We start from the raw sequence: 25,451 nt of genomic DNA, 5'->3' as shown, positions 1-25,451 counted from the left end.
ATAAGTTCTTTACATACAGATAGTTAACTGTGCGCGTTTTCACTAGTCTGACGAGATAAACGCGCATGCGCACTAATAACATGTTATGCATCAATTGGAAAATTGCTAGGTAAACTATGGAAAGATGTCTAGAAATTTACGAGCGTATTAAAGAGCGCGGACAAGCTGCAATAGAGGAGTTTATTGCAGATCGAAGGTCAGAAGATCTTTTCTTGGATTTTAAACGCTCTTCTGATGATGGTAATGGGAATAGATTGTCGAACAATGACAGAAAGAATCTAGCAAAAGCAATTTCAGGTTTTGGGAACTCAGAAGGTGGTGTAATTGTATGGGGTGTTGACTGTTCCATAGATGTTGATGGGGCGGACGTCGCCCATACTGAGGTCTTCATAAATAACCCTACTAGATTTTCGAGTTTACTACAGGGCGTGATTTCAGGTTGTACAGTGCCACCGCATTCTGGTGTTGAAAACTACGTTATTAATGTCGATGAGGATAGAGGCTTTGTTGTTACGTTGATACCGAAAAGCAACTGGGCACCACACCAAATGCTTCCTGACAAAAAATATCTTATTCGTGCTGGTTCTGACTTTATTCCGACACCGCATGATGTTCTGGCTGGTATGTTTGGTAGGAGGCCGCAGCCACATGTATTTCATCAATATATTCTCGCTGTCCCAGAGCTTAGAGGTAACGAACTATACATAACTTTTGGGCTCGCAATTCACAATGAGGGGCCGGGGATTGCTTCTGATATCTTCTGTACTTGTCTTATGCAATATTTACCGGGCAATAACTCACAAATGAGATTTGAGACGCCTGGTCAGGCCAATTGGACAGGTAGCTTTGAGTTCTGGAGACAGGCAAGCCTAATAAGTGCACCCGGTTATCGTTTACCTCCAGGGGCAAACGTACAACCGTTAATAATTCATTTGTCGCTCATTCCTCCATTTGACGGTGTGCTTAAAATATCCGGGACAGTCGGCTCTGGTGAATCTAGAAGATATGAATTTTTGATTGAAAAAGATGCTCACGACATACAGCAGCACTATGACTTGTTTGTTCACAAAACTGCGAATAATTCATTTACAGAGGGTGAGAAACACGACATTGCTATGGCAATAGTCGGAGATAATGATGCATAACAAGGCGCTCCAGCCGACGCTAGACATCAGCGCAGCTGAGCTTGGTCGTTAGCTATCTAGGTGATTAATCTTTAGTATTAGGTGTGTTATGGCTGGAAATAAAAAAACACGAAAAAAGAAACCGTCAAAAAGTGGTAAGAATAGAACGGCTCTGCTCGATCATAAAAAAGTAGGTTCTGAATTACAGCCAGGTTTTGCACAATTAGGCGATAAAATGACGTTCTCTTCTTGGTCTAATGAGCGTCTTCCCGAAATGTTGTGGGTAGCGATTATCCGCGTTATTCAAGACCAAGATTCGGCAATCGTTGAGTTTAGAAGGATTATTACATTTGTTTCGGAGCATTCGGAAAAAGAGAAACTATCAGACCTCTCTATTACAGGGATTTCAAAGTTAGATGAAGAGCTACGGAATGAGTTTTTGGCTTTTCTATTGTTGAATCCCCAAACAGCATCAGCCTTAACTGTTTTAAAGTTGTTTAAAAACTTGCCAGCTAAAGAGTCTTGGCTGAGATTTTTGCCACCTATTGAACCAGATCTTAATATTCTGATGACTGCAATTGGTATGTGTTTACCTCATCAATCTCAAGAGGCTACGGATTGTCGTTGGTTCAAGTTAATGTTAGTGGTTGTGGGTGGCAAATTTCGTGCACCAAGAGAAATGGTTGAACCTTGGATTAACTATCCTTATGAGGGAGATCAACGAAGTGTTCGCCCATCTATCCGTTCGTGTGAAATGGCTACCAATTCGATAGTCGAGCAAGAATTAACATGGTCAAACGATTTTTGGGCTGAATCATGGGAAAACACTCCTTGTTTAGAATTAATTCCAGAAAGTGACACTAATTCCGAAGAACGTTGTTGTGATTTAAATGAGATCCATAAGCTCAGAGGCGAGTTGGAAACACACTGGGAAAAAACTCACTCTACAACTGGAGTCGATGCTAAGCACGACGGCGTTTTTGGTATGGCATTTTACGCGCTATCGATATTGAGTGAGATAGTCTCGGTTGGAGTTAGCACTGGAATTCTTGCAAGGTTAGGACTGAGAACCATTTTAGAAACACATATCAGTCTTAGATATTTGATTCAAAAAAATGACGATCAGCTTTGGGCTAAATGGAGAACTTACGGAGCTGGTCAAGCCAAACTGAACGCCTTGAAATTTGATGAGCTTATAGAGCCGCCAAAATTTATTAATACTGAAACGTTAGAGTCTATTGCAGGTGAAGACTTGTGGGAAGAGTTCATCAATATCGAACTTGGTAGTTGGAGTGGTTCTGACCTCAGAAAATTGAGTGATCAGGCAGGGTTAAAGTCCTCTTATGACCAATTTTATTCTTGGTCATCTACATATTCGCACGGGACTTGGGGCGCTATCAGGGAGGTTTGCTTCCACACATGTGGTAATCCACTACACCGCTTACATAGATACCCTAAGGAGTCGACACTGCCCGATACTCTTCAGGATGCATGTATGTTAGTCAACGAAATACTAAACGACTTAAGTGTAGTGTACCCAACATTTAGTCCTCGTTTACTGGGAGAAGACAGCTAACAAAGCATTCAAGAGAGACAGTCAACGCTTGGCAGTTTTGGTTTGGCTGAGTATTTGAGGTTACGGTTGGTTAATTTGAGCGCAGTGGTTTGCGTTGCCTGCCCCTTAATGCGGCGTTAGCTTTCCTAATATAGCTTTGAATTTATAAATCGAGGTAGTTTGTGGAAGAAAGAAATGTAATGATTAATTACTTGATCAATGAATACTTCAACGGCGATTTAGATCAAGCAAGTGATCTAACAGGATATACAAAAACACAGTTACACGATTGGATAACTGGTGTTAAACATCCACAAAAACAGACAGTTGAATTTATTATGCATAAATTATTTGTGCCAGAATTCAAAGTTATTGTCGAATACGCAGAATTTGAACCAAAGGGTGACGTTAGACCTCAGTTAAGAAATCTATTCAAAGGTTATGAGGATAGAATGGGTATTTATGCGTTTTATGATGCATTTGCGAATTTAATTTATGTCGGTAAGGCTACTAGATTACTCGATGAATGCTATTCAGCGATTCGGAGAGATGTACCTGTAAAGTTTCCTACTGGTGTAAAAAAATCACCAGAAAAACGTCATGAAGTTGTACGTTACATTTCAGCTTATGATGTAGGTGATTCACAATGGGTTGACTACCCCAAGCATGTGGAATCATTAATATTACGTATTTCAAAACCGATTTTAAATAAGCAAATTGGATATCTAGAAAAAGCCTTCCCTTTTGACAATGAAAGCTAACAAGCCAGTGCAATTGACGCATTTAATCACTGCTGTTGCGGTTTTAAATTTTTATACGCTTTATTTATGTGTTCTGCGGAATTGACTGGAGCGTTATGCTCAATTGAGACCCTAATTAGATGGAAACTACCGAAGCGGCTTTTACCACGGCGAAAAAAGTATTTAATGGAGAGCTTTCTCAAACTGAAGGTGCTCGCCAGTTAAACGCAGGGCATGGAATAAATCTTAATTCCGCAAAAATTATGATAACCGTGTACGGAAAGTTGGTAAAAGGGCTGGAATTCAAGCGTGCGTTAAGCGCACCTGACATGAGTTATTACTTAGCTCGAATCATGTGCGAGGGTGGCAGTAACGCGTTGACAAAACCTGTCGAAGCATTGTGGAGGCACATAACTTACTACGAAGCAAGGAATAACGTCACGCTTAAATCGCTTCGTGATTTGCATTCATCCTACTCAGCAATTGAGAAAGGCTCCTCCAGCCTGGATAGTCTAAATGAATCTTTTGATGCCGAAGTCAAGAAGGCATTAAGTACACCTAAAGACGAGCGTCAAAAGCGAATCGCTGAATCAAGTGCAGTGCCTAAAACCAAATCAGTCCTCGTCAAAGTATATGAGCGCAATCCTTATGTGGTGGCAGAGGTGCTTACACGAGCAAATGGTGTATGCGAAAGATGCAATAGTGCTGCTCCTTTTATAAGAAAAAAAGATGATAGTCCATATTTGGAGGTTCATCATAAAACTAGACTTGCTGACGGTGGAGAAGATACTGTGGAAAATGCAGTTGCGCTGTGCCCAAATTGTCACCGAGATCTGCACTTTGGTAAGCATAACAAGGCATTACACCGGACAAGCTGGTGAACGCGGCGTTATAAATACGGAGAATATGACGTGACAGAAATTGAACAAGAAGAATTAGAGCGTAGAGCGTCAATTATTTTGGAGTTTGGTGGTGTTCAGCCGATGCACAATCCGTTTTATACATTTTCAGTTCGATATTCAGCTGAGCGGGCAATTGTTGCGTTTATGCAGTATGACTACTTGCTTACTCAAACAGATGATGCATCAACACTAATTAGTGAAGTGCAAGAGGCTATTGTTCATGTTGGTGCATTATCAAGATATTTTTGGCCATCGCCGGGAGGGCACAAGAAAGATAAGCAACAGCGTAATCTGAGGCTTAAAAGAGGCGAATACTTAAAGAAACGTTATAAACTTACCGACAACTCGCCTTTAGCTGACCGAGAGCTAAGAAACGCATGGGAACATTTTGATGAAAAATTAGATACTTACTTGTTAACTCAAGAAGCAGGCTATTTTTTTCCAACACCTATAATAGGTTCACATGAGTTAGCAGATGATCCTGTTGGAAATATCTTTAAACTACTTGACCCAGATGCTGAGTGCTTAGTTTTATTAGGTAAAAAGTTTTTCTTCTCGCCATTACGTAAAGAAGTAGAGCGACTATTTCCAGATATAGTGAAAGAGTATTTATAACAATCGCCTCAAGAGGGACTGTCAACGTATGGCGTTTCCAGTCCCAATGAGCCGCGGTGGTTATGGTTGTTGTGTTTGATTTTAGTGTTATGCGTTGCCAGCCCCTTAGGCGGGCGTTAATCCATAGAAATTTTTATCCGAAATTCACCTGATACAACCGATGACCTAACACGCTTTTGTCCCAAAGCTTGCCCAGCCTGAATTCTGGCGATTAGCCCTCTTAATAATTGAAGAGGGCATTGCTATTTTAAAGTGAGCAAAAAGATAAGTGGGATATCTAGCCTTGCCGCCCAAGCGTGTTCACTATGCTCGGCACCTTCGAATGTTAAGCTTTGCCAATTCTGACTTGTATAGCCTTTCGCTTTAATGATCTTATCTGCTTGAGCTTGTAATGGTGGATACCAGGCATCTAAAGTGGCCGTTCCATGGTCAAAGTAGAGTTTATGTGTCGAAGGATCGGGGAGTTTTTGCTGCATATAGTTAAAAAATGCAGTCGGAATAGGGTTGTTTTGCTGCTCAAACGTACCTGGCCAGTGAGTTGATAGACAAGCCGCACCACCAAAAATATGAGGATATTCGCTGATCGCATACAGTGAAATTAATCCGCCCATACTCGATCCCATAACAAAGGTGTGGGCGGCATCTGTATAAACAGAGTAATGACTATCGATATAGGGCTTAAGTTCTGTCACTAGAAATTTAAGATAGCGATCTGAATATACCTGCTGGCTAAATAGCGCTTGGTTTTTAGTGCGTTGTAATTGATAGAGTGCAGTTTGTTGTGCTTGGGACAGATTTTCAAAGGGTTGCTGTGGAAAGTATTCGCTATGGCGATTTTCGCCTGCGTTATCGATTCCAACCACGATAAAAGGTTGAGTTTTTCCTGCTTTGATTAGTCTCGATGCCACCTCATCAATTTGCCACTCCTGTTTGTTCCAACTTGTTGTCGCATCAAATAGCATTTGACCATCATGCATATATAGCACTGCATAACGTTGCTGTTTATCGTAACCCGCGGGTAACCAAATATCGATATTCCGAGGTGGGACAAAGGCCGAAGGGAAACTGCTGAGTCGCTCAATGCTGCCTGCGCTTACTTGCGGTAATTGCGCATATACATTGAAACTTGAGCTTAGCAGTATGAATAAAATGCCGAGTAATCTCATCATGTTGGTTTTGTAGTGTGATGGTGATTGAGAACAGCTTAGCGTATTTAATCTTGCTTAAAAGTTTGAATACGATTGCAATCAGGCAGGCATTAACAATGCAAAGGTTCATAAACGATGTTTAACAGAATGAAAGGTTACAAATAGTGGGTAAATCGAGTTTTATGTTTGGTTTCCCCCTTATTTTAATTTTAATAGCGCTATTGCGTTAGCGCTAAAAAAACGGTTAGTTAAAGTAGAAAACTGAGAAGGCGCTTTGTTGGAATACTGATTTGTTTTTTAAGCATCACAACACTAAAAAATACGTTGAGTTTAGGCATATCAACTGGCGTGATAATACGTACTGCATTTTTAATGTCATCATCAAATAAGGTAATTTGTGGAGTTAATGCGACAATTTGAGAATGTAACAAGGCGCCTTTTATAGGCGGGAATGAATCGTAATGTAATAATCCTGAAAAGTCGGTTCGATATTTATTAAACAGATCGCCAAATTGTTCGCTAACACCATAAGGTAAGTTTTTGGGTATGGCGAGTGGGTAGTTTCTAATATCTTCTAACGTTAAATGATCTAAATAGGTTAGTGGATGTCCTACTCTAGTACAAAACACAGCCTCAAAAGAAGGTAAATTAAAGGACTGTATTGCACTTTCGTGGCCAATAATCTCACCTTCAACATCTGTAATTAATAGTGTGAGCTCTCCCCGCAGCAATTTTTCGAGTTGTTGCTGCCAAGCACCAACCTCTAGATCGATATGAATATCAGGATATTGTTCAAAAAATCGTCCAAGAATAGGGCCGAGAATCGTATTTGCTGGTACAGGGCTTGCGCCGATGGATAAATAACCGCTGCTTTTTCCCTGCATATATTGCAATTCTTTTCGAAGGTTTTCGACATTTTGCAAAATATGCTGACTATGGCTAAGAACCAATTCTCCTGCGGGAGTTAAAGAGGTTGATTGGTTTCCCCTAAGCAAAAGTTCAGCACCTAGTAGGTGTTCTAGTCGCTGAATACTTCGGCTTAATGAAGGTTGAGCAAGATTTAATTTTTGAGCTGCTTTTTGAAAATTACGTTCTTTGGCTAAAATCTGGAAATTTTTAAGATGCTTAAACTCAATCACAAGTTATTTGTCAAATAATTACAACATATGTGAAACATACCCTTGTGGCTCAGTATCAACAAGCAGACGTTGGTGACAATTTGTATCTTTATCTTTATATGAAGAATTAACAGTTGTGAATAAGTGTTTGTTTTTATTTTTTAATTGTTTGACTCTGATCTTGTATAGCTTTTTGTCATAGAGCGATACGTAAAACGCATTGGCCTTAAGGTATGGCTGACGGTAACTATTCATTCTGCAAATAAACAAATTTGCAACATAAATTAAACAAAGGAATGAGTGATGAAATTGAAGAAGATCAGCATAATGACCTTTGCGGCGCTATATGCGACCGGAATCGGGACGTTAGTTGCCAATCCTTTAGATAGGAACCAAGCTGAGCAAAAACTTATTAGTATCAAGCTGGCACCAGAACAAATATTAGCCAATAAAAATAAACCAACCCATCCGGCGCTGAATCGCGCTGAGAGGCCGGGTCAAATTGGTATGAACGTCCATCGCGCTGTAAATGGGAGTAGCCATAAGGCACCATTTGCATGGGAAAAGGATATTGATGGAACGCATACTTACATTATTCAATTAATGGATGCCCCGGTTTCACTTTATCTGGGTGAGCGTCCTGAGTTTGCTGCAACGTCTCCTCGTAGCAATCAGCCTGCAATACGTTCCAATGAGCGTTTTGGGACAATCGATTTAAAGAGCAAAGCAGTTAAAAACTACCAAGCTTTTTTAACGCGTTCTCAGGATGAAACGGCTAGTCAAATCAAGCGGGTTGCGCCAGATGCGGAAATAAAGCGTCGCTTTAATGTGGCACTAAACGGCATGACTATGGTGTTAACTCAAGAACAAGCCGCTGAAGTGGCTAAGTTGCCCAATGTTAAAGTGGTGACTCGGGCGAAGGAATACCAATTGTTCACCGATGTCGGCCCTAAACATATTGGCGCGGATATGATTTGGCAGGGCACGAGCACTCCCGATGGCGTTGCTATGCGCGGTGAGGGCATTATTGCCGGTATTATCGACACTGGGATTAACTCAGATCATCCCTCTTTTGCCGCAGTTTCGGCAGATGGTTATAAGCACGTCAACCCATTAGGCGAAGGAAAATATCTGGGCGACTGCCAAGAATATCCCTTGATGTGTAACAGCAAGCTTATTGGTGTTCGTTCTTACGATATTATTACCGATACCTATAAAGACCCGATTTTCCAACCCGATCTGCCGCCATGGGAAGTGGATTATAAACGCCCACCAAACGGTGAAGATTACAACGGCCATGGTTCACACACTGCCAGTACAGTTGCGGGTAACGTGCTCTACAATGTGCCCTTTAAACTCAATGGAACTGATGAAAAATCAGATGGTTTTGATACCTCTTTAGTCTTCCCCGAAATTTCAGGCGTTGCCCCAAGGGCCAACATTATTGCCTATCAAGTGTGCTATCCCGGTGGCGGCTCTTACGGCGAAAACTACGGTGGTTGTCCTGGCGATGCCTTAGTCGCTGCGATTGAAGATGCCATTATCGACGGCGTTGATGTGATCAACTTCTCCATCGGTGGGCTTGAACATCTACCTTGGTACGATGCGGTTGAAATGGCGTTTTTAGCGGCCCGCGAATCAGGGATCTCTGTTGCCGCCTCGGCGGGTAACTGGGGACGTTACGGGCCAGGTTATATCGACCATGTATCACCTTGGTTAACATCCGTTGCCGCCAGTACCCATGGACGCCAAATTGAACCTGTTGAAGGCAAACTGTCTTTTGTGGGGGAAAATGCTCCTGAAGATATGATTGGTTATGCCGTAACAGGTGATATCACAGGTAACTTAGTTGATGCAGCGGCTCACAATGATCCTCTCTGCTTACAACCCTTCCCCGCAGGCACCTTTAAAAGTGATGATGTTGTCATTTGTAAGCGTGGAGAAAATGGCCGAGTACAAAAAGGGATTAACGTTGCAGCGGGTGGCGCGGGTGGCGTGATCCTGTATAACGCCATTTCATTTGATGATGGTACTGGCGCTAATAGCCTAAATTTAAACCCTTTCCCTATCCCTGGAATGCATATCGATGCGGCATCAGGCAATCAGCTAGTGGAATGGGTTGCTAGCGCTACAGAGCCTAAAGTCACTATCACCGCGGGTAAGATTATCACCACTGAGCGTGAAGCCGATGTGTTAGCTGACTTCTCCTCCCGTGGTCCAAGTAGCACTAACCCCAATGTAATGGTGCCCAACGTATCGGCACCTGGGGTTGACGTATTTGCTGCTTATTCTGACGAAATGCCTTTTAGCTTGTATCCCTCTCCGAGTGATTATGTAGCCATTAGTGGTACTTCCATGTCCGGTCCACATGTGGCGGGCGCTTTGGCGTTATTAACCCAAGCGCACCCGCAATGGACGCCTGCGATGATTCAGTCGGCACTGATGACCACCGCCGTGTTAGGTAAAGCTCCAACCTACGATAATCCGCCAAAATTAGTGGATGCAACTTTCTACGATATGGGTAGCGGAGTGATTAACGTTGCCAGAGCGGTAAAAGCGGGTCTGGTGATGGATGAAAACGGTGACAATTATCGCGCAGCTAACCCGATGGAAGGCGGTGATGTAACCGCGTTAAACGTGCCTTACTTAGTCAATGCGGAATGTAAAAGTAGCTGCACTTGGATGCGTACCTTTACTGCTACGACTGATGGCGAGTGGAACGTGAGTGCGACGGAAATCACCACAGAAGGCGCGCCTTTCCTTGAGTTAAGTGTTTATCCGCAAAAGATTAAGTTAAAAGCGGGTGAGCAACAAAGCATTATGGTGACCGCGAAAATCCTCGATGTGACTTCAGTCAACGCTAACTCTTCCTCAAACGAAGTATTTGGAAAAATTGACTTGAAACCAACGGATGCCAGTTTGCCAGATCAATACTTGCCCGTTATGGCACGTTTTACTGGTTCTAGCTTGCCTGAAATTGTCGCAGGAAAAATTCACCGCGATACTGGCACTATGCTAACACCTGAGTTGATGACCAAAGAAATCAGCGAGCTAAATGTCAAAGTGAGCGGCTTAACCGCAGGTACAGTCACAGAGCACAAACTTAGTGCCGCCTATGTTGACTTTACAAAGCCTGAAACATTGGAAAATAATCCAGGTGTTTCGGTGCATTTCTTTGACGTGCCGGAAGGTACTCGCCGCATCGTATGGGAAGAAGTCTCTGCAGATAATGCCGCATCAACGTCTTTAGATATTGGTATGGACTTGAATAACAACGGCAAAGTGGAATGGTATGACGAGGCGATTTGTTACTCCTATACCGATGTTACCGACTATTGCGCGATCAATGATCCCACACCTGGTCGCTATTGGGTGATGCTAGGCAACTTTAAGCGTCCATGGGGAGACGAGATTGATACTAAAGACAGCATTAAAGCGAGTCTGGCGATTATCTCCGACACTGATACTAAGCAACTTAATGTGACAGGGCCTGCCAGTACCAATGGTATCGATCCTTACCAATTACAAATGAACTGGTCTGCCACAGGTAGTAAAGCGGGTGATCGCTTATACGGTTTGGTTGAAGTGGGTAATGGTGCACAAAACGTAGGTAATATTGGCAAAATGGCCGTGCATTTAGTGCATGAGGGCGATGATGTCAGTATCACGACCAGCCAACAGCAGGCCAAAGAAGGCGATGTTGTTGAGGTCAAGATGGTGATGGCACCAAACCTACTCGGATTAGAGCGCGATGTGAATATTGCCTTAACGTTGCCCGAAGGTCTGCAAATATTGCCTGACACGTTAAAAGCGACCAGCAATAACCAAGATCTTAAAGCTGGTCTGACTGTTGCGGCACAGCAAATCACCCTGAAAGCGATGCAACAGGCGAGCAATGCGCAAAAACGTCAATATCTCTTTACCACGAGCGAGACCGATGAGAGTTGTCGAATTCCTATCGGTTCGAATCCCTATTATTTGGATTTATTTACTGAGGCTGGCATTCAGTCTGAAACTGCGATTGCTGGTCGGGTGAATGAAACGGTAACCGTGCCATTAAGTACCTTTGGTATTGATCGTATCCCGTTGTATAACAACCCTGAAGAATATTCACACAAAGATACCTTAAGTATTTCTCCTGGTGGATTTATTCAGCTCGATCAACTACCGCTGTTCTGGGCTGCTCATTATCCAATGGAAGAGCAATATTTCCCAGATACTGTGATTGCACCATTATGGCGTGGAGATGGGTTAACTATTCCAGAATATAATTTGGATACTGAGAGCTTTGACGGTGTATCACTTGCCGTTACGAACGACCGTCGCTATCTGATTGTTGAATGGGACAATATGCGTCAGGAGTTTGCCTTTGGTATTAACCATGATCCTGACTACGATGCCCGTTACAGTTTTGAGTTAATAGCCTCAACGCAGCTTAATTTTGCTCCCGGTGAACATGAGTTTATTTTCGCCTACGACAAATTAACGGGTAACAAAGCCCATTTAGGTTCAATTGGTTTACATGGTTACCATGGACCACGTGGCACCTTTGGTCCTGCGTATGGTTATATCGGTGATGGTTTTGCTTTTAATAATCTGGATGAGAAAATTGCAGAGGGCTTAGTGGTCTGTGCTAACTACACTGGACCGGAAGCAACGGCAATTGAAGTATCATTCTCAGCCCGTGTGGGCGCCAAAGCGGTAGGTCAAGATCTGCAGATTATTGCTAAAAGTGATTACACTGGCAGCAATAGTGTGACCTCTAGCGGAAGCATCAAAGTGCCTTCAAACCTTGCAATCGGTGCTTTAGGCGATATGTCTGTTGCCGAAAACACTAGCATCAGTTTTGAGGTGCTAGTGCAAGATAAAGAAAATACCGCTAATGGTATCCAAGTCACAGGCGCGCACATCACCTCTGTCGTTAATGGCAACCAAGTCACCATCACTCCCGAAAAAGATTGGCACGGCACAACCACTGTCACAGTGAAAGCCTTTGATATGGTTTATCAAAATGACATGGTACAAACGAGCTTCAACTTAGTCGTGAACTCTGATGGTGTGGAGCCAACGCCGCCGACTCCACCTACGCCTCCAACGCCTCCGGTTGAAGAAACCAAAGATAACAGTGGCGGTAGTTTGGGTTGGCTTGCGGTCTTGATGCTTGGATTGATAGCAGTATCACGTCAAAAATGGAATGTTAATAAGTAAACTTCACCTTTAAATTTAAGTAGTTCCTTGTCTTTGGGCCTTCTAACGAAGGCCCTTTTTTATGCGTCCAAGTGTGGATTGTCATCGGCCATAAATGATGTGTTTATCCCACAATAATTCTTCGTTACAAGCCTTACTATTAAATCTATTAACAATTCTGTGATGTGCGTGTAGTTTAGATAGCTTATAAAAACAACAATAGGTTATCGCTATGACTGTATCCTCGGTATCGCGCGCTTTATCAACATCCTCTGTAGCCACATCCTTTGCACCTTATGTGAGTTCATTCGGTGTGAGTACATCAAAACTGACCAAGAGCTTACTGGCTTCCATCGTCACTTTGAGTTTAATGGGTGTAGGCTTAAGTTCTGCCTATGCGGCGCAGCCCGATGCGGCTAAGTTGGCGGCGAGTGTGGAGCAAAAGGTGATCGACTGGCGCCGTGATTTGCACCAGCATCCTGAGTTATCTAACCGCGAGTTTCGCACCAGCAAGATTATTGAAAAGCATCTGAAATCTCTCGGATTAGAAGTACAAACGGGCATCGCCCATACAGGCGTTGTTGCTATCTTGAAAGGCGGAAAGTTAAAGGGCGGTAAACCCGGTCCCTTGATTGCGATTCGCGCTGATATGGATGCTTTGCCCGTGACCGAAGTCGTCGATGTGCCCTTTGCCTCTAAAGCGACGGATACCTATCGCGGTCAAACCGTTGGGGTGATGCATGCCTGCGGTCACGATACCCATGTGGCTATGTTAATGGGCGTGGCCGAGAATTTAGTGAAAGTGAAAGATAGTCTTGCTGGCGATGTGATGTTTATCTTTCAACCCGCCGAAGAAGGTGCGCCCGATGGCGAAGAGGGCGGCGCGGAATTAATGCTCAAACAAGGGCTGTTTGCCAAGCGTAAACCCGACCAAGTGTTTGGCATGCATGTGACCTCGAGTATGCCAAGCGGCATGATTGGGGTGCGTAGTGGCCCAGCAATGGCGAGTGAAGATTCCTTTACGATCAAAGTGAAAGGTCGACAAACCCATGGTTCGCGCCCTTGGAATGGCGTCGATCCAATTGTTGCCGCGGCGCAAATTATTACCAATGTGCAAACTATTGTCAGTCGTCAGGTGGATATTACCAAAGCGCCGGCTGTAGTGAGTTTTGGCGCGGTAAATGGCGGTATTCGCTCGAATATTATTCCCGATGAAGTGGAACTGATTGGCACCATCCGCACCTTTGACCAGCCTATGCGTGCCGATATTAAGGTGCGTTTGGCCGAAATCGCCGAATTATCGGCAAAAACCTTAGGTGCCACCGCGACAACCGAAATCCATCAAGGTTATCCCGTGGTGGTGAACAATCCCGAATTGGTCGCCAGTATGCGCCCCGTGCTTGCCAGCGTGGTTGGCGATAAGATGCTGATTGAGCCTGGATTAATCACAGGTGCCGAGGACTTTTCCTTCTATGCCTTAGAGTCTCCTGGGATGTTTTTCTTCCTCGGGGTGACGCCAAAGGGCACAGATCCTGAAACGGCGGCCAGTAACCATTCGCCAGCATTTTATGTGGATGAAAGCGCGTTAAAAGTTGGTGTTGAGGCCATGACTAAGGTTGCCCTTACGGCACTGAAGGCGCAATAAACCGTTTAAGTCTTATTCCGTCAGCTTTTCGGTATAACTTGAGCTTACAAAAAATTGGGCGGGAAGATCTTTTCGCCCTTGATTTGTTAATCAATATGCCCTCTTATGTGAATTTTTACAGCAAGGAGCGAACAAGATGAAGCGCACGCTATCGGCGCTGGTGTTGGCGATGGGACTCTTTAATCCCTTAAGCCAAGCACAGGCCACAACGGCAGAAGACATCAAGAGTTTTACACTCGCCAATGGTATGAAAATCATGGTGCTAGAGGACTCTTCTATTCCCAATGCCAATATGTATCTGTTTTGGAAAGTCGGTTCCCGCAACGAAGTGCCGGGGATTACCGGTATTTCACACTTTTTCGAACATATGATGTTTAACGGCTCGAAAAAATATGGCCCTAAGATGTTCGACCGTACCATGGAAGCTGCGGGCGGGGCTAACAATGCCTACACCACAGAGGATATGACAGTTTACACCGACTGGTTCCCAGCCAATGCGCTAGAAACTATGTTCGACCTCGAGGCCGATCGTATCGCCAACTTGGATATCAATCCAGAAATGGTGGAAAGCGAGCGTGGCGTAGTGCAGTCGGAGCGTTCGACTGGGCTTGAAAACTCCAACTGGAATACCCTCGAAGGCGAAGTTAAAGGCGTAGCGTTTTTAGCGCACCCTTACTCTTGGTCTGTGATTGGCCATGAGTCGGATATTGCCGCTTGGACCCTAGAAGATTTAGTGCAATACCATAAAACCTATTATGCGCCGAACAATGCGGTCGTGGTGATTGCCGGTGATGTAAAGCTGGCTCAAGTTAAAGCATTGGCCGACAAGTACTTTGCGCCTATTCCTGCGCAAACACCGCCTAAGGCTGTGCGTACCGTGGAGCCTGAGCAAAAGGGTGAGCGCCGTACCTTCGTTCAAAAAGCCTCGGTCAGTACGCCTAATGTGATGCTGGCTTACCATATTCCAGCGGCGACTCACGCAGATTTTTATTCGCTGGATTTATTAAGCTCGATTTTAAGCCAAGGTAATAGCTCGCGTTTATATCAAGCGTTGGTGGATAAGCAAGTGGCTTTAGAAGCGCAAACCTATATGCCGATGTCGGTCGATCCCAATCTCTTTTACGTCATGGGTGTGGCTACACCAGAGGTGAAAGCATCGACGCTAGAGCGGGCGCTGATTGAACAAATCGATGCCATTGCGACCCATGGTGTTACCCAGCAAGAATTGGATAAAGTCAAAAATATCAAGTTGATGGATTTTTATCGTGCGATGGAAACCATTAATGGCAAGGCCAACACCATCGGCACCTATGAAATGTATTTTGGCAGCTACGACAAGTTATTTAATGCGCCAGAGGCCTATAACAAGGTCACACCTGCGGATATCCAACGTGTTGCCCAAACCTATTTACGCAAATCGAATCGCACGGTCGCGGTATTGGCGGCAAATGAGGAGAACTCTCAATGAAATCGATGGCAATGAAGCTCTCCTTTGTAAAATCATCCTTTGTCAAATCATCTTGGCAACCGACTAAGTTAATGGTCGCATTGGCCCTGGGCACTAGCTTAGCCTTATCCGGCTGCGCTTCCACCACGGCACCCAAACGCGTCGATACTGGCAGCTTTGCCATGCCAAATTACGACAAGTTAGTGCTGGATAATGGCCTAACCGTGTATTTAATGCCGCAGCGCGAAGTGCCGTTAATCACCTTAAACGCAGTAGTGCGTGCCGGGGCGGTAAACGACACCACAGCGGGTATTGCCCAAATGACCGCCGAAGGTTTACTCCTTGGCGCGGCGGGTAAATCCAAGGCCGAGATTGAGCAGCAAGTGGATTTTCTCGGTGCTAGCTTAGGGGCCGAAGCCGACAAAGAAGGCAGTTATCTGGCCGCCGATTTTATGGCGAAAGATACCGATGTGATGCTCGGCCTATTCAGCGCCGCGCTATTAAGCCCAGACTTTGATTCGACCGAGTTCGACAAGCTTAAGCAGCGCGCCATCGCGGGTTTACAGCAGGATAAAGAAAGCCCGCGCGCCGTGATTGGTCGCTACTTCGATAAACTGGTATTCGGTGCCCATCCTTACGGTAATGCTTCATCGGGTAATCGCGAGTCACTTGAGCAAGTCACAGTGTCGCAGCTGCGCGCCTTCCATAAAAGCTACTATCAACCCGCCAATACCGCATTAACTGTGGTGGGGGATTTTGATGTGGCGGCGATGAAGGCCAAGCTAACCCAGACTTTTGGTCAGTGGAAAGGCAGCGAAAAACTCGTTCAGCCCGACTTAAACCAAGGTTTACCTAAGTTAACTCAGGCCAAAGTGCTGCTGGTGGATAAGCCAGATGCGATGGAAACCACCTTTGTTATCGGCGGTTTAGGCATTAGCCGTGATAACCCAGACTATGTGGGGCTAACGGTAGTGAACACTATTTTAGGTGGTCGCTTTACCTCTTGGCTGAACGATGAACTGCGAGTGAATGCGGGGCTAACCTATGGCGCGCGCTCTGGCTTTAGTCCTTATACCGACTCGGGTGTGTTTACCATTAGCACCTTCACTAAGACGGAAACCACTCAAGAAGCGATTGATTTAGCCCTGAAAACCTATGCTCGTTTATGGGAAAAAGGCGTTGACCAAGCGACTCTTGATTCGGCTAAGGCCTATGTTAAAGGTCAGTTCCCGCCTAAGTTTGAAACCTCGGGCCAATTGGCAGGACTCTTATCTGGCATGTATCTGTATGGCTTCGATGATAAGTTTATCAACGAGTTCCAAACCAAAGTGGACGGCTTAACCTTAGAAGAAACCCAAAGGTTAGTGAAAACTTACTTCCCGCAAAAGAACTTACAGTTTGTGCTGATTGGCAACGCCAGCAAGATTGCGCCGATAGCCGCCAAGTATGGCCAAGTGCAAACCGTCGATATTAATGCGGTAGGTTTTGGTCAATAACCACTGGCGTTAGTTTATATCGCCCAATAAAAAGGTCTGCATAGTGCAGACCTTTTGTTTTTCTGTTCTAGGTTCTAGGTTCTAGGTTCTAGGTTCTAGGTTCTAGGTTCTAGGTTCTAGGTTCTAGGTGTTATTGCGCACCAGGCTTAGCGTAGTGAGCCATCCAATCTTTCACTTGGTTATACCAATAGATGGAGTTGTTGGGTTTCATAATCCAATGGTTTTCATCGGGGAAATAAATCATCCGCGATTCAACGTTACGGGTTTGCAGAGTACGGAACAGCTCAAAACCTTGGCCGACGGGCACACGGTAATCGAGTTGACCATGGCTGACTAAGGTTGGAGTATTAAAGTTGGCGGCAAAGTAGTGGGGCGAAATGGCTTTATACAACTCAGGATTATCCCAGTAGTTACCAAAGCGGGTGCTGTGGACGGCAAAGTCCGCCGACATTTGTGCGTACATGTCGTATACCGCTGCGTGGATTAGCAGCGCCTTGAAGGGATGTGGCTGACCTAAAATAATCGAGGTTAAGTAGCCACCATAGCTGGCGCCACCGGCAACCATACGATCGCTATCGATCCAGCTTTGTTGCTTAAACCAGTCTGCGGCTTTGAGCACATCTTCGAGGGATTTGTTTTTCCAATCTGGGTTAATGGCATCGGCAAACTCTTGTCCGAAACCGCTAGAGCCGTGGAAGTTTGGCCACGCGGTAACATAACCCCAAGAGGCAAAGGTTTGCGCATTCCAGCGGAAGTGGAAACCATCGCTAATGGCGTTGTGTGGGCCGCCGTGGATCAGCATAAACAGCGGATACTTTTTGCTGCGGTCGAACCCAGGTGGATAGTGTACCCACATTTGAATGTCTTGGCCCTGGTAACCCTTGTAGGTGACTGACTCATAGGTGCCTAAATCGACATCCTTTAAAACATCGTCGTTAAATTGCTCTAAACGCACGGTTTTACCATTGCGAGGGTTGATGCTGACTAAACGCGCGGGATATAAAAAGCTCTGATTGGTCGCAATCAGCTGGCCATCTTTAGCGATAGCAGGTTGGCTAAAGTCGGTGGCTTGAGTGATGGCCTTGGCCTTACCGCTCTTGGCATCGATATGATAAATACGGTTAGTGGCGGCATCATCAATGCTGGCATAGAAACCCTTGCTATCAGGTGTCCATTCGAATTGAGAAATTGAGCGATCCCAATCGGCAGTGAGTGTGGTGAGTTTGCGACTGCTTACATCCAGCAGCATCAACCTTGCGGTATCGGCATAAAATCCGGGGATTTTTTGACGAGTAAAGGCAAGGGTTTTGCCATTAGGGCTAAATGTGGGGTTTAGATCCGGCGCGGGGTTATCGGGAGTGATGTTGTCGGCTTTGCTGCCGCCGATGGTGGCGAGGAACAAGTCTAATTTAGGATCGACACGATTATCCGAACCATAGGCGCTAAAGGCGATTAAGCGTTCATCGGGGGAAATATCATAGCTTGAACTGCTTTGGCTTGAGCGTGGCAATTCATGGCCTAGCGGCTGAGTCACGGCTTCGACCGCGCCGCCCGTTGCAGGGATCCTAAACACATGGGCCTGACGGCGCTCATCTAACCAATGATCGAACTGCGAATAGGGCAGCGCATTCCACTGGCGGGCGGAGACTTTATTATCTTTATCAGTCTTAAGCTGGGCCTTCATTTGCTCCCAATTCTGCTCAGGAAAGATATTGCTAATAAAATACAAATGCTTGCCAACCCACTTGATGCCATTGACACCGGTGGGGATATCCGTGAGTTTGCTGGCTTCACCCGGGCCGTCCATAGGTAACAGGTAAATTTGGCTCGTATCGTCATCATGGCGCTCGCTGATAAAAGCCAAGGTTTTGCCGTCTGGCGAGAACACTGGCTCGCTGACTTTTAAGCCTTTGGCGGTAATCGCACGGTTATGTTTACCTTCACCGTCGAAGCGCCACAGTTGGGTTGAGCCTTTGTCTTCCTTAAGGTCGTATTCAGTCACAGGCGCAATAATGTGCTCGCCCGTGGAGGACACCACTGGGCTACCTATGCGCTTGAGTTGCCAAAGTAATTCGACTGAGAGTGGTTTGCTGGCTTCTGCAAATGCCGTACTCAGGGGCATTAGCAGACTCAGCAGTATAATTCCTGCCTTTTTCACTAGATGTCTCCTTATCATTCAGAGTGTTATCGTTATATTTCCCATTAAACCCCAAAGTATAAAAACCGAGCATGAAATCAAGCTGAGTCTGTGAAGGTTGAGGCGGACTTTTATGTAAGTAACTGTAACCACCGGGCACATTTTGATGACGAGGTAGGTTGGGCATGGCACAAAGTGCCGTAGCGTATTTGTGGCTAAGGTGTTTTAACGCTAATGTATTGGGAGGTTGAAATAGGACTCGAATATGGCGTTAATCATCCCGCGAAGACAGGGCAAGCTATTGATCAAAAATGTATTGATACTCGCCTTGGGCAGCTTGGCTGTCTTTCCTGCGCAAGCCGCTAAGATCAGTTTTAAGGCTTTTTGCCCGCAAATGGTGGGGCAGTGGCAGGGCAATGCGGCTAAGGTGGGGGAGATCCCTAAGCAAGTTATCGTCAACGGCTTTTGCTCCCATGATCAGCGCCAGTTGATCCTCTCCGTGAGTGTCGGTACGCGCGCTCCCTACAGCGAGACTTGGTGGTTTCGGGAGCAAGGCGAGCAAGTGCTGTTAACATACTACGACGGTGTCTCGCAGGAAAAGCAGCAACTCTTTAGTTTATATCAACAAAATGGCGATTTTTCCCTGCTGGGTGAGGGAGTCGTGAATGCGCGCGCCGCCTTAATCCAACTGTTATTCGAAGCTAAATCGCCCCAAGGCGCATGGCAGTGGACGCAAAATATCCAATATTTAGATGATGATATCGACCGCTATCAGCTCTTTCGTGGAATAGAAATGACGCCTATTGCACCATCGCATTAAGCCAACTTATTGATACCCGAACGGGTAGTTTTGAGTCTGTGGTACAACTTTGTCGTACAATCTTGACTTGATAGCTATACGATTCATTTTGGACAAAAGCGAGCTGACCTCGCAGCCAGCGTTTTATGCTGGCGATAAAATTTGTTATATGGCATTTTTTTCACCAGCCTTCCGATACTCTGCTGTGTCCATCTTTTTCATTTGTAAGTAACCTATAAGCAACGATATAGGACAAATAGTCATTATTAAAATTGTAGAAATCGTGCTCATTGACTCCCCTGGGATGATATATTCGATCCCAAGCACTACCATCAAAAAAACTAGTCCTCCATGTATGCAGAAATTTACTTTTCTTTGGATTTCTAATAGTGATGAATTGCTAAGCTTTTGCGAGCATTTAGGGCAATGAAATAATGTTTCCTTTTTTGTTTTTTCCAGGTCTTTCAATAGTAAGTACCCAAACTCCTCAGAACACACGGGACATTTCATCGAACTTTCCTAAATGACATATAACGCCCGCTTAATGGGCAGACAACGCTGCTACTAACTTTCCGCATGACACCATAATCACCAGATTAAATCTAGCCACCCATTTTAAATCAACAACATAATGTACTTTCGCTTTGCCTACAACTTGTGTGAGCTAAAATGACTTGAGTGGGAGTCATCAAAAGTCGCAGGAACAGCATCTAAGGCAAAAATTACGCTAATCCCTTAAAAAATGGGGTATTTCAGACGAGGTTAGTCATCCCTTAAAGCTTGGGATGTGTTCTGGATGGGGCATTTGAAGTGATATAAGCCGTTGTCGATAAATCTGGCCACCCATTTTAAATCAACAACATAATGCACTTTCCGTTTACCTACAACTTGTAAAAGTTAATGTTGTTTAAAAAGAACCATCACAGTCGCGGGGAGAGCATCTAAGGCAAAAATCACGCTAATTCCTTAAAAAATGGAGCATTTCAGACGAGGTAAGTCATCCCATAGCGCTTGGGAAGTGTTCTGGATGGGGCATTTGAAGTGATATAAGCCGTTGTCAGTTACTGTTAAAGTGCTGGCAGCTTGTGGCAAAATGCCGTCGTCGCTTTTCTAAGTGTTCGCAGTAGTCGGTCAATTCTTGCAATGTGCCCACGGGACCATGAAATAACTTGCCAAATTCGGTTGTCAGCTTGAGCCAATTGTCATGGGGAATATTTAATCTGTTCAGTATCTTGGCGCTACTTTCGCTGATGCATCCACGTTTATCATTGCGAATGATTCGGCCGGTATCATCCACCAATTGAAGGTAATCCGTTAAGGAAAATGCTATGCCATTGGGTTGGTTGTCGCACTCATTACCAATAAAAGGTAGTAGATTGCTCGGCTGCTCACCTTTTAACGCCGCCCGAATGCGTAGTTGAATACTGGTATGGTCGGATTGCTCTGGTGTATCAGCCAGTTGTGCTCTAATAGGATTTAAATCCACATAAGTTATACAGGCTAATACTGCGGCTTCATCGAGTAGGGCTTGCGATTTGAACCGCCCTTCCCAGAACCTGCCTGTGCAGTTATCTTCTTGATTTGCTTGCCTTGCAATGGGTTCGTTGAGGCAGCGCATAAACCAACTGATATCACATAAACGGCTGCGGTAAATGGCGATTGAATGCTTTAATCTGCTGACCTCATAGGCTTCAACTAACTCACCTTTGGCGAACTTTTGTGTTAACTCATCGCCTTTAAACAACTTATGCCACTGCTCAAGCACTTCGCGGTCAGTCCAGAGATTTGCCGTCTCGATATCGACTCGTAGCACCACATGTAGATGATTCGACATAACCGCAAAGGCCGCAACATCAATAGCAAAAACGGCTTCAAGTTCAAACAATAATGACTCTACCCAAGCGCGGCGATGGTCATAGTTTTTACCGGAATAGGTATCATCGCCACATAAAAATGCCCGCCGAACAACGCGGCTACAACAATGGTAATAAGGTGTGTCTTCAAGGCTTATCTGAGTTCTGCGAGGGCGCGGCATACAAACCTCCTTGTTCAATGCTTAACCAAAGCATAGTCGGAGGTTAACTACCGCGCTATTAACGTTGGGTGTCCAACTTTAAAATTGGTGTCCAACTTTAAAAAGCATCTCCACACATTAAATAGCGCCTTCAAACCCGAGCTGACGCCAGGCTTCGTAGCTAATAATAGCTACTGCATTGGAGAGGTTGAGGCTGCGGCTGGTGGCCGCCATGGGAATGCGTAATCGCTGCTCAGTTGGGATTGACTCGATAATCGACATAGGTAGCCCACGGGTCTCTGGGCCAAATAACAGCACGTCATCTTTGGCAAAACTGAGTTCAGTGTGAGGGCGACTGCCCTTAGTGGTACAGGCCATAATGCGTTTGCCTGCCATGGCTTCGAGGAAGGCATCGAAGTTTTTATGGCGAGTCACATTGGTTAAATCGGCATAGTCTAGGCCCGCGCGGCGCAGTTTTTTCTCTTCAAAATCAAACCCAAGCGGCTCAATTAAATGAAGCTGGCTGCCGTTGTTTGCGCAAAGGCGAATGATATTACCCGTGTTGGGTGCGATTTCTGGCTCATAGAGTGCGATATGGAACATGCTTGCCCGCCTATAAAAAATGACGCCCGATTATACGGCAAACAAGCCTTAAGCACAGCTCTGCGTGCGCATATCTACAGCGGCATAAACGCTAGTCCATTTTCTTTTCTCCCTATTAACCTTATCTCAGCACTTGCCTGTTTTATTCCCTCAAAGTAATATATCTCAATATCAAGATACTTTTTAAGAAGTCATTATGCCGTTTGTGATTGCGTTACTCGCCCCAGTGTTTTGGGGGACCACCTATGCACTGGTGAGTCTTTACTTACAGGATATGTCGCCCTACTGGGTGGCGGTTTGGCGCGCGCTGCCTGCGGGCATATTGCTGCTGATGCTGCGGCCACGTTTGCCGACGCTGGCATGGTCTAAATTAAGCTTGCTGGCGTTTTGTAATATTGGCGCCTTCTTTGCGCTGCTGTTTATTGGCGCCTATCGGCTACCCGGCGCCGTCGCGGGTACGCTGGGGGCGACATTGCCATTAATCTTTTTGATCCTCGCTTGGCTGATCGATAAAAAACGCCCGGGGATGAAGTGGTTACTGCTCGGCTTAATGGGCCTCGGTGGCGTGATTTTATTGCTTAATCCCTCGGCGGATCTCGACCCGATTGGTGTCCTGTGTATGCTGAGCGCGACGACTCTGATTGCCTTTTCTTCCCGCTGGATGCAGCGCTGGGATGTGGGCGACTTTTTAGTGCTTACCGCCTGGCAATTACTCTTGGGGGGATTGATGTTAATCCCGCTGGCTTGGTTTATGGCGGGGCCGCCACAGATACCGAGTATGGATGTGGTTCCCTCGTTAATTTGGCTAGTCACCGCCAATACCGCGGTGGCCTATTGGGCTTGGCTCTGGTCAATGCGAAATTTAGGGCCAGAAATCATGGGGATGGTCGCTTTAGTCAATCCCGTGGTTGCCGTATCATTAGGCGTATTGATTGTGGGTGAAGCCTTAGATATGCGCCAGTGGGCAGGGATTTTAGTGATTTTACTGTCGCTATTGCTGATGAAGTTGCCGCAAAACTTGAGGTGGAATCCCTTAAAAGCGAGGGGTTAAATGCTAAAACACTTAGACTTAAACTTACTGCCCGTACTGGAAATTCTCCTTGAGGAGCAGAGTGTCACGGCCGCGGCGGCGCGGCTGCATTTAAGTCAGTCGGCGGTGAGTAAGCAATTGACTCGCCTGCGGGAAGTGTTTGATGACCCCTTATTCGAGCGTACCGCCTACGGCCTCAAACCGACGCCCAAGGCGCTGTCGCTGGCGCCCGACTTACGCCAATGCTTACAGCAATTAGCGCAATTTACTCGGCCAGATAGTTTTGAGCCCGCCTTAAGCCAAAGGCAATTTCGAATGCATCTGGTCGAGACGACTTATTCGCTGACCTTCCCGCATTTTATGCCTTCGCTCTTAGCGCAGGCGCCCGGTGTGAGCATTAATTGCCAAACCTGGCGGCTGGATACCATGGAAAGATTGATGCGCTGCGATATCGATCTCGCCATAGGTTGCCGCGAATGGGATGAACGTTCGCCCATGCATGTAAACCATATCCCGGATGATATCCATTATGTTGAATTGGTTCAGGATTACACAGTGTGCCTGATGCGCCGTGACCATCCAGCCCTTTCGCAGGAATGGAATCTCGACACCTTTTTAAGCTATCGCCAGTTACAGGTTGCCTTTGGTGGCTTGGAGCATTGGTTGTTAGACGATGTGCTGCAAATCCAAGGGCGTAAACGGGATATTGCGGTGAATATGACGGATTTTCAGAGTGCGCTGGCCCTGTGCGAGCAGAGCGATTTGATCCTCTGTGCCCCTTCCCGTTATGCCTTAGCTGTGATGAAGTCGTTTGACCTTAAGTATTTACCTTCGCCAATTAAGCTGATCCCCGGTGCGTATCTGCTTATGTGGCATAAGCATTTTGAACACGATCTCAGCCATAAATGGTTGCGGGAACTGATTATCGACAATGTCCTTACCTCGCTCCCTAACTAACTTCTGCCCTAGTGTTTAGCCAAGCCCGCAGCTTAGGCAAAATCGCCTGTCCATCGGCGAGGCCTTGCTGATACACGGCGGTCACTTTATCGATATTGCGGTCAAGCCGCGAGAGATTAAGTGGCGCAGCAGGGCGGATCACAAAGGACTGGCCGCTGGCAACACTCTTGGCGAGTTCCTCGAGGGATTGGTTATAACGTTGGTGACGCACTTTAAGTGCAGCGGCCACTGCCGGATAAGCTTGATAACGCTTGCGCGCTAACCAGTTGAACTTCATCGGTGATTTTCGATAGTTTGCGTCTTGAGTTAGGATCACCACCTGGCGCGAGTAGCCCTCTTGCTGCGCCTGCGCTACCGGAATGGGGGCGGCGATGCCGCCGTCGAGGTAGGTTTGGTGGTTTATCGGGTAGGGATTGGCCATAAAAGGCAGGCTCGAGGAGGCGATAAGCACGTCGAGCAACTTGTCGTGCTCCTGAAAATCCGCCATGCCAAAGAAATCTGTCCATCCTGTCTGGCAATTAAATGCCCCGATCTTAAACTCAGTACCGCTCGTTAAAAAGGTTTTAAAATCAAAAGGTAGTAACTCATAGGCCATACGCTTATAGGTAAAATCGGTATTGACGTAATTCCCCGTGGCTAACCAGTGGCGTAGCCCCATGTAGCGCTTATCTCGCAGATATTGCTGCTGAATTTTTAAATTGCGGCCAAATTGGCGTGAGACATAAGAAGCGGGATAAATCGCCCCCGCCGATACACCAATTACATAGGGGAAGTGCAATTGTTGCTGCAAAAAGGCATCTAATACGCCGGCGGTATAAATTGCCCTCAGGCCGCCGCCCTCTAACACTAAGGCCACATCTTGCATTACATTACTACTACTTAATCAAATGGATAAAACAGCATACTCTAACTCACCTGATAAATGAAACGCATG

Annotated in this window: 18 protein-coding genes; 12 read left to right on the top strand and 6 right to left on the bottom strand. The window is 45.7% G+C overall.

The window, feature by feature from the left end; all coding sequences use genetic code 11:
- Positions 1-116: 116 nt before the first annotated feature.
- The 5 genes from EYR25_RS16730 (at position 117) to EYR25_RS16710 (ending at position 4,936) form a co-directional block, all read left to right on the top strand.
- Entirely contained in the window at positions 117-1,145 is a 1,029-nt protein-coding gene (locus tag EYR25_RS16730) for an AlbA family DNA-binding domain-containing protein (RefSeq protein WP_133181575.1), read from the top strand.
- 88 nt (positions 1,146-1,233) lie between these two features.
- Positions 1,234-2,700 carry a DUF5677 domain-containing protein gene (locus EYR25_RS16725; protein ID WP_133181573.1) on the top strand — a complete coding sequence of 489 codons (1,467 nt, stop codon included), beginning with the start codon at positions 1,234-1,236 and terminating at the stop codon, positions 2,698-2,700.
- A gap of 161 nt (positions 2,701-2,861) precedes the next feature.
- Positions 2,862-3,440: a GIY-YIG nuclease family protein gene (locus EYR25_RS16720; RefSeq protein WP_243729902.1), complete on the top strand. Its 579-nt coding sequence runs from the start codon at positions 2,862-2,864 to the stop codon at positions 3,438-3,440.
- Positions 3,441-3,559: 119 nt separating this feature from the next.
- The gene (locus EYR25_RS16715; protein ID WP_207953662.1) at positions 3,560-4,300 is read left to right on the top strand and encodes an HNH endonuclease; all 741 of its coding nucleotides are present in this window, start codon (positions 3,560-3,562) and stop codon (positions 4,298-4,300) included.
- Between the two features lie 30 nt (positions 4,301-4,330).
- Positions 4,331-4,936, top strand: a complete 606-nt coding sequence (locus EYR25_RS16710) for a hypothetical protein (protein ID WP_133181571.1) — start codon at positions 4,331-4,333, stop codon at positions 4,934-4,936.
- Positions 4,937-5,178: 242 nt separating this feature from the next.
- Here EYR25_RS16710 and EYR25_RS16705 read toward each other — a convergent pair whose 3' ends face one another.
- A complete protein-coding gene (locus tag EYR25_RS16705) occupies positions 5,179-6,105 on the bottom strand; it encodes an alpha/beta hydrolase (protein WP_133181568.1) in 927 nt (308 codons plus the stop codon).
- Positions 6,106-6,332: 227 nt separating this feature from the next.
- Positions 6,333-7,223, bottom strand: a complete 891-nt coding sequence (locus EYR25_RS16700) for a LysR family transcriptional regulator (protein WP_133181566.1) — start codon at positions 7,221-7,223, stop codon at positions 6,333-6,335.
- Positions 7,224-7,505: 282 nt separating this feature from the next.
- On the opposite strand from EYR25_RS16700, the gene EYR25_RS21515 reads away from it, so the two are divergent.
- From EYR25_RS21515 to EYR25_RS16680, 4 genes are all read left to right on the top strand, one after another.
- Positions 7,506-12,410, top strand: coding sequence for a S8 family serine peptidase (locus tag EYR25_RS21515; protein WP_133181564.1), 4,905 nt, complete (start codon positions 7,506-7,508; stop codon positions 12,408-12,410).
- A gap of 211 nt (positions 12,411-12,621) precedes the next feature.
- Complete coding sequence (locus tag EYR25_RS16690) at positions 12,622-14,034, top strand: amidohydrolase (RefSeq protein WP_133181562.1); 1,413 nt, start codon at positions 12,622-12,624, stop codon at positions 14,032-14,034.
- 136 nt (positions 14,035-14,170) lie between these two features.
- Positions 14,171-15,502, top strand: coding sequence for a M16 family metallopeptidase (locus EYR25_RS16685; RefSeq protein ID WP_133181560.1), 1,332 nt, complete (start codon positions 14,171-14,173; stop codon positions 15,500-15,502).
- A gap of 11 nt (positions 15,503-15,513) precedes the next feature.
- On the top strand, positions 15,514-16,977 hold the full coding sequence (locus tag EYR25_RS16680; protein WP_425057230.1) for a M16 family metallopeptidase: 1,464 nt from the start codon (positions 15,514-15,516) through the stop codon (positions 16,975-16,977).
- Between the two features lie 130 nt (positions 16,978-17,107).
- On the opposite strand, the gene EYR25_RS16675 is transcribed toward EYR25_RS16680, so the two are convergent.
- On the bottom strand, positions 17,108-19,135 hold the full coding sequence (locus EYR25_RS16675; protein WP_133181556.1) for a S9 family peptidase: 2,028 nt from the start codon (positions 19,133-19,135) through the stop codon (positions 17,108-17,110).
- A gap of 244 nt (positions 19,136-19,379) precedes the next feature.
- On the opposite strand from EYR25_RS16675, the gene EYR25_RS16670 reads away from it, so the two are divergent.
- A complete protein-coding gene (locus EYR25_RS16670) occupies positions 19,380-19,934 on the top strand; it encodes a hypothetical protein (protein ID WP_133181554.1) in 555 nt (184 codons plus the stop codon).
- A 1,036-nt stretch (positions 19,935-20,970) separates the two neighbouring features.
- On the opposite strand, the gene EYR25_RS16665 is transcribed toward EYR25_RS16670, so the two are convergent.
- A complete protein-coding gene (locus EYR25_RS16665; protein ID WP_133181551.1) occupies positions 20,971-21,948 on the bottom strand; it encodes a transposase in 978 nt (325 codons plus the stop codon).
- Positions 21,949-22,065: 117 nt separating this feature from the next.
- On the bottom strand, positions 22,066-22,530 hold the full coding sequence (gene trmL, locus EYR25_RS16660; RefSeq protein WP_088212461.1) for a tRNA (uridine(34)/cytosine(34)/5-carboxymethylaminomethyluridine(34)-2'-O)-methyltransferase TrmL: 465 nt from the start codon (positions 22,528-22,530) through the stop codon (positions 22,066-22,068).
- A 196-nt stretch (positions 22,531-22,726) separates the two neighbouring features.
- On the opposite strand from trmL, the gene EYR25_RS16655 reads away from it, so the two are divergent.
- The gene (locus tag EYR25_RS16655; RefSeq protein ID WP_011624456.1) at positions 22,727-23,581 is read left to right on the top strand and encodes a DMT family transporter; all 855 of its coding nucleotides are present in this window, start codon (positions 22,727-22,729) and stop codon (positions 23,579-23,581) included.
- Positions 23,582-24,517, top strand: a complete 936-nt coding sequence (locus tag EYR25_RS16650) for a LysR family transcriptional regulator (RefSeq protein ID WP_088586303.1) — start codon at positions 23,582-23,584, stop codon at positions 24,515-24,517.
- Here EYR25_RS16650 and EYR25_RS16645 read toward each other — a convergent pair.
- Complete coding sequence (locus EYR25_RS16645) at positions 24,510-25,382, bottom strand: patatin-like phospholipase family protein (protein ID WP_133181549.1); 873 nt, start codon at positions 25,380-25,382, stop codon at positions 24,510-24,512. The genes EYR25_RS16650 and EYR25_RS16645 overlap by 8 nt on opposite strands.
- Between the last annotated feature and the right edge of the window lie 69 nt (positions 25,383-25,451).

The organism is Shewanella decolorationis (assembly GCF_004354305.1).
Classification (GTDB): Bacteria; Pseudomonadota; Gammaproteobacteria; order Enterobacterales; family Shewanellaceae; genus Shewanella; species Shewanella decolorationis.
The sequence above is the reverse complement of the archived record's forward strand: the minus strand, read 5'-3'. Positions and strand labels throughout refer to the sequence as shown.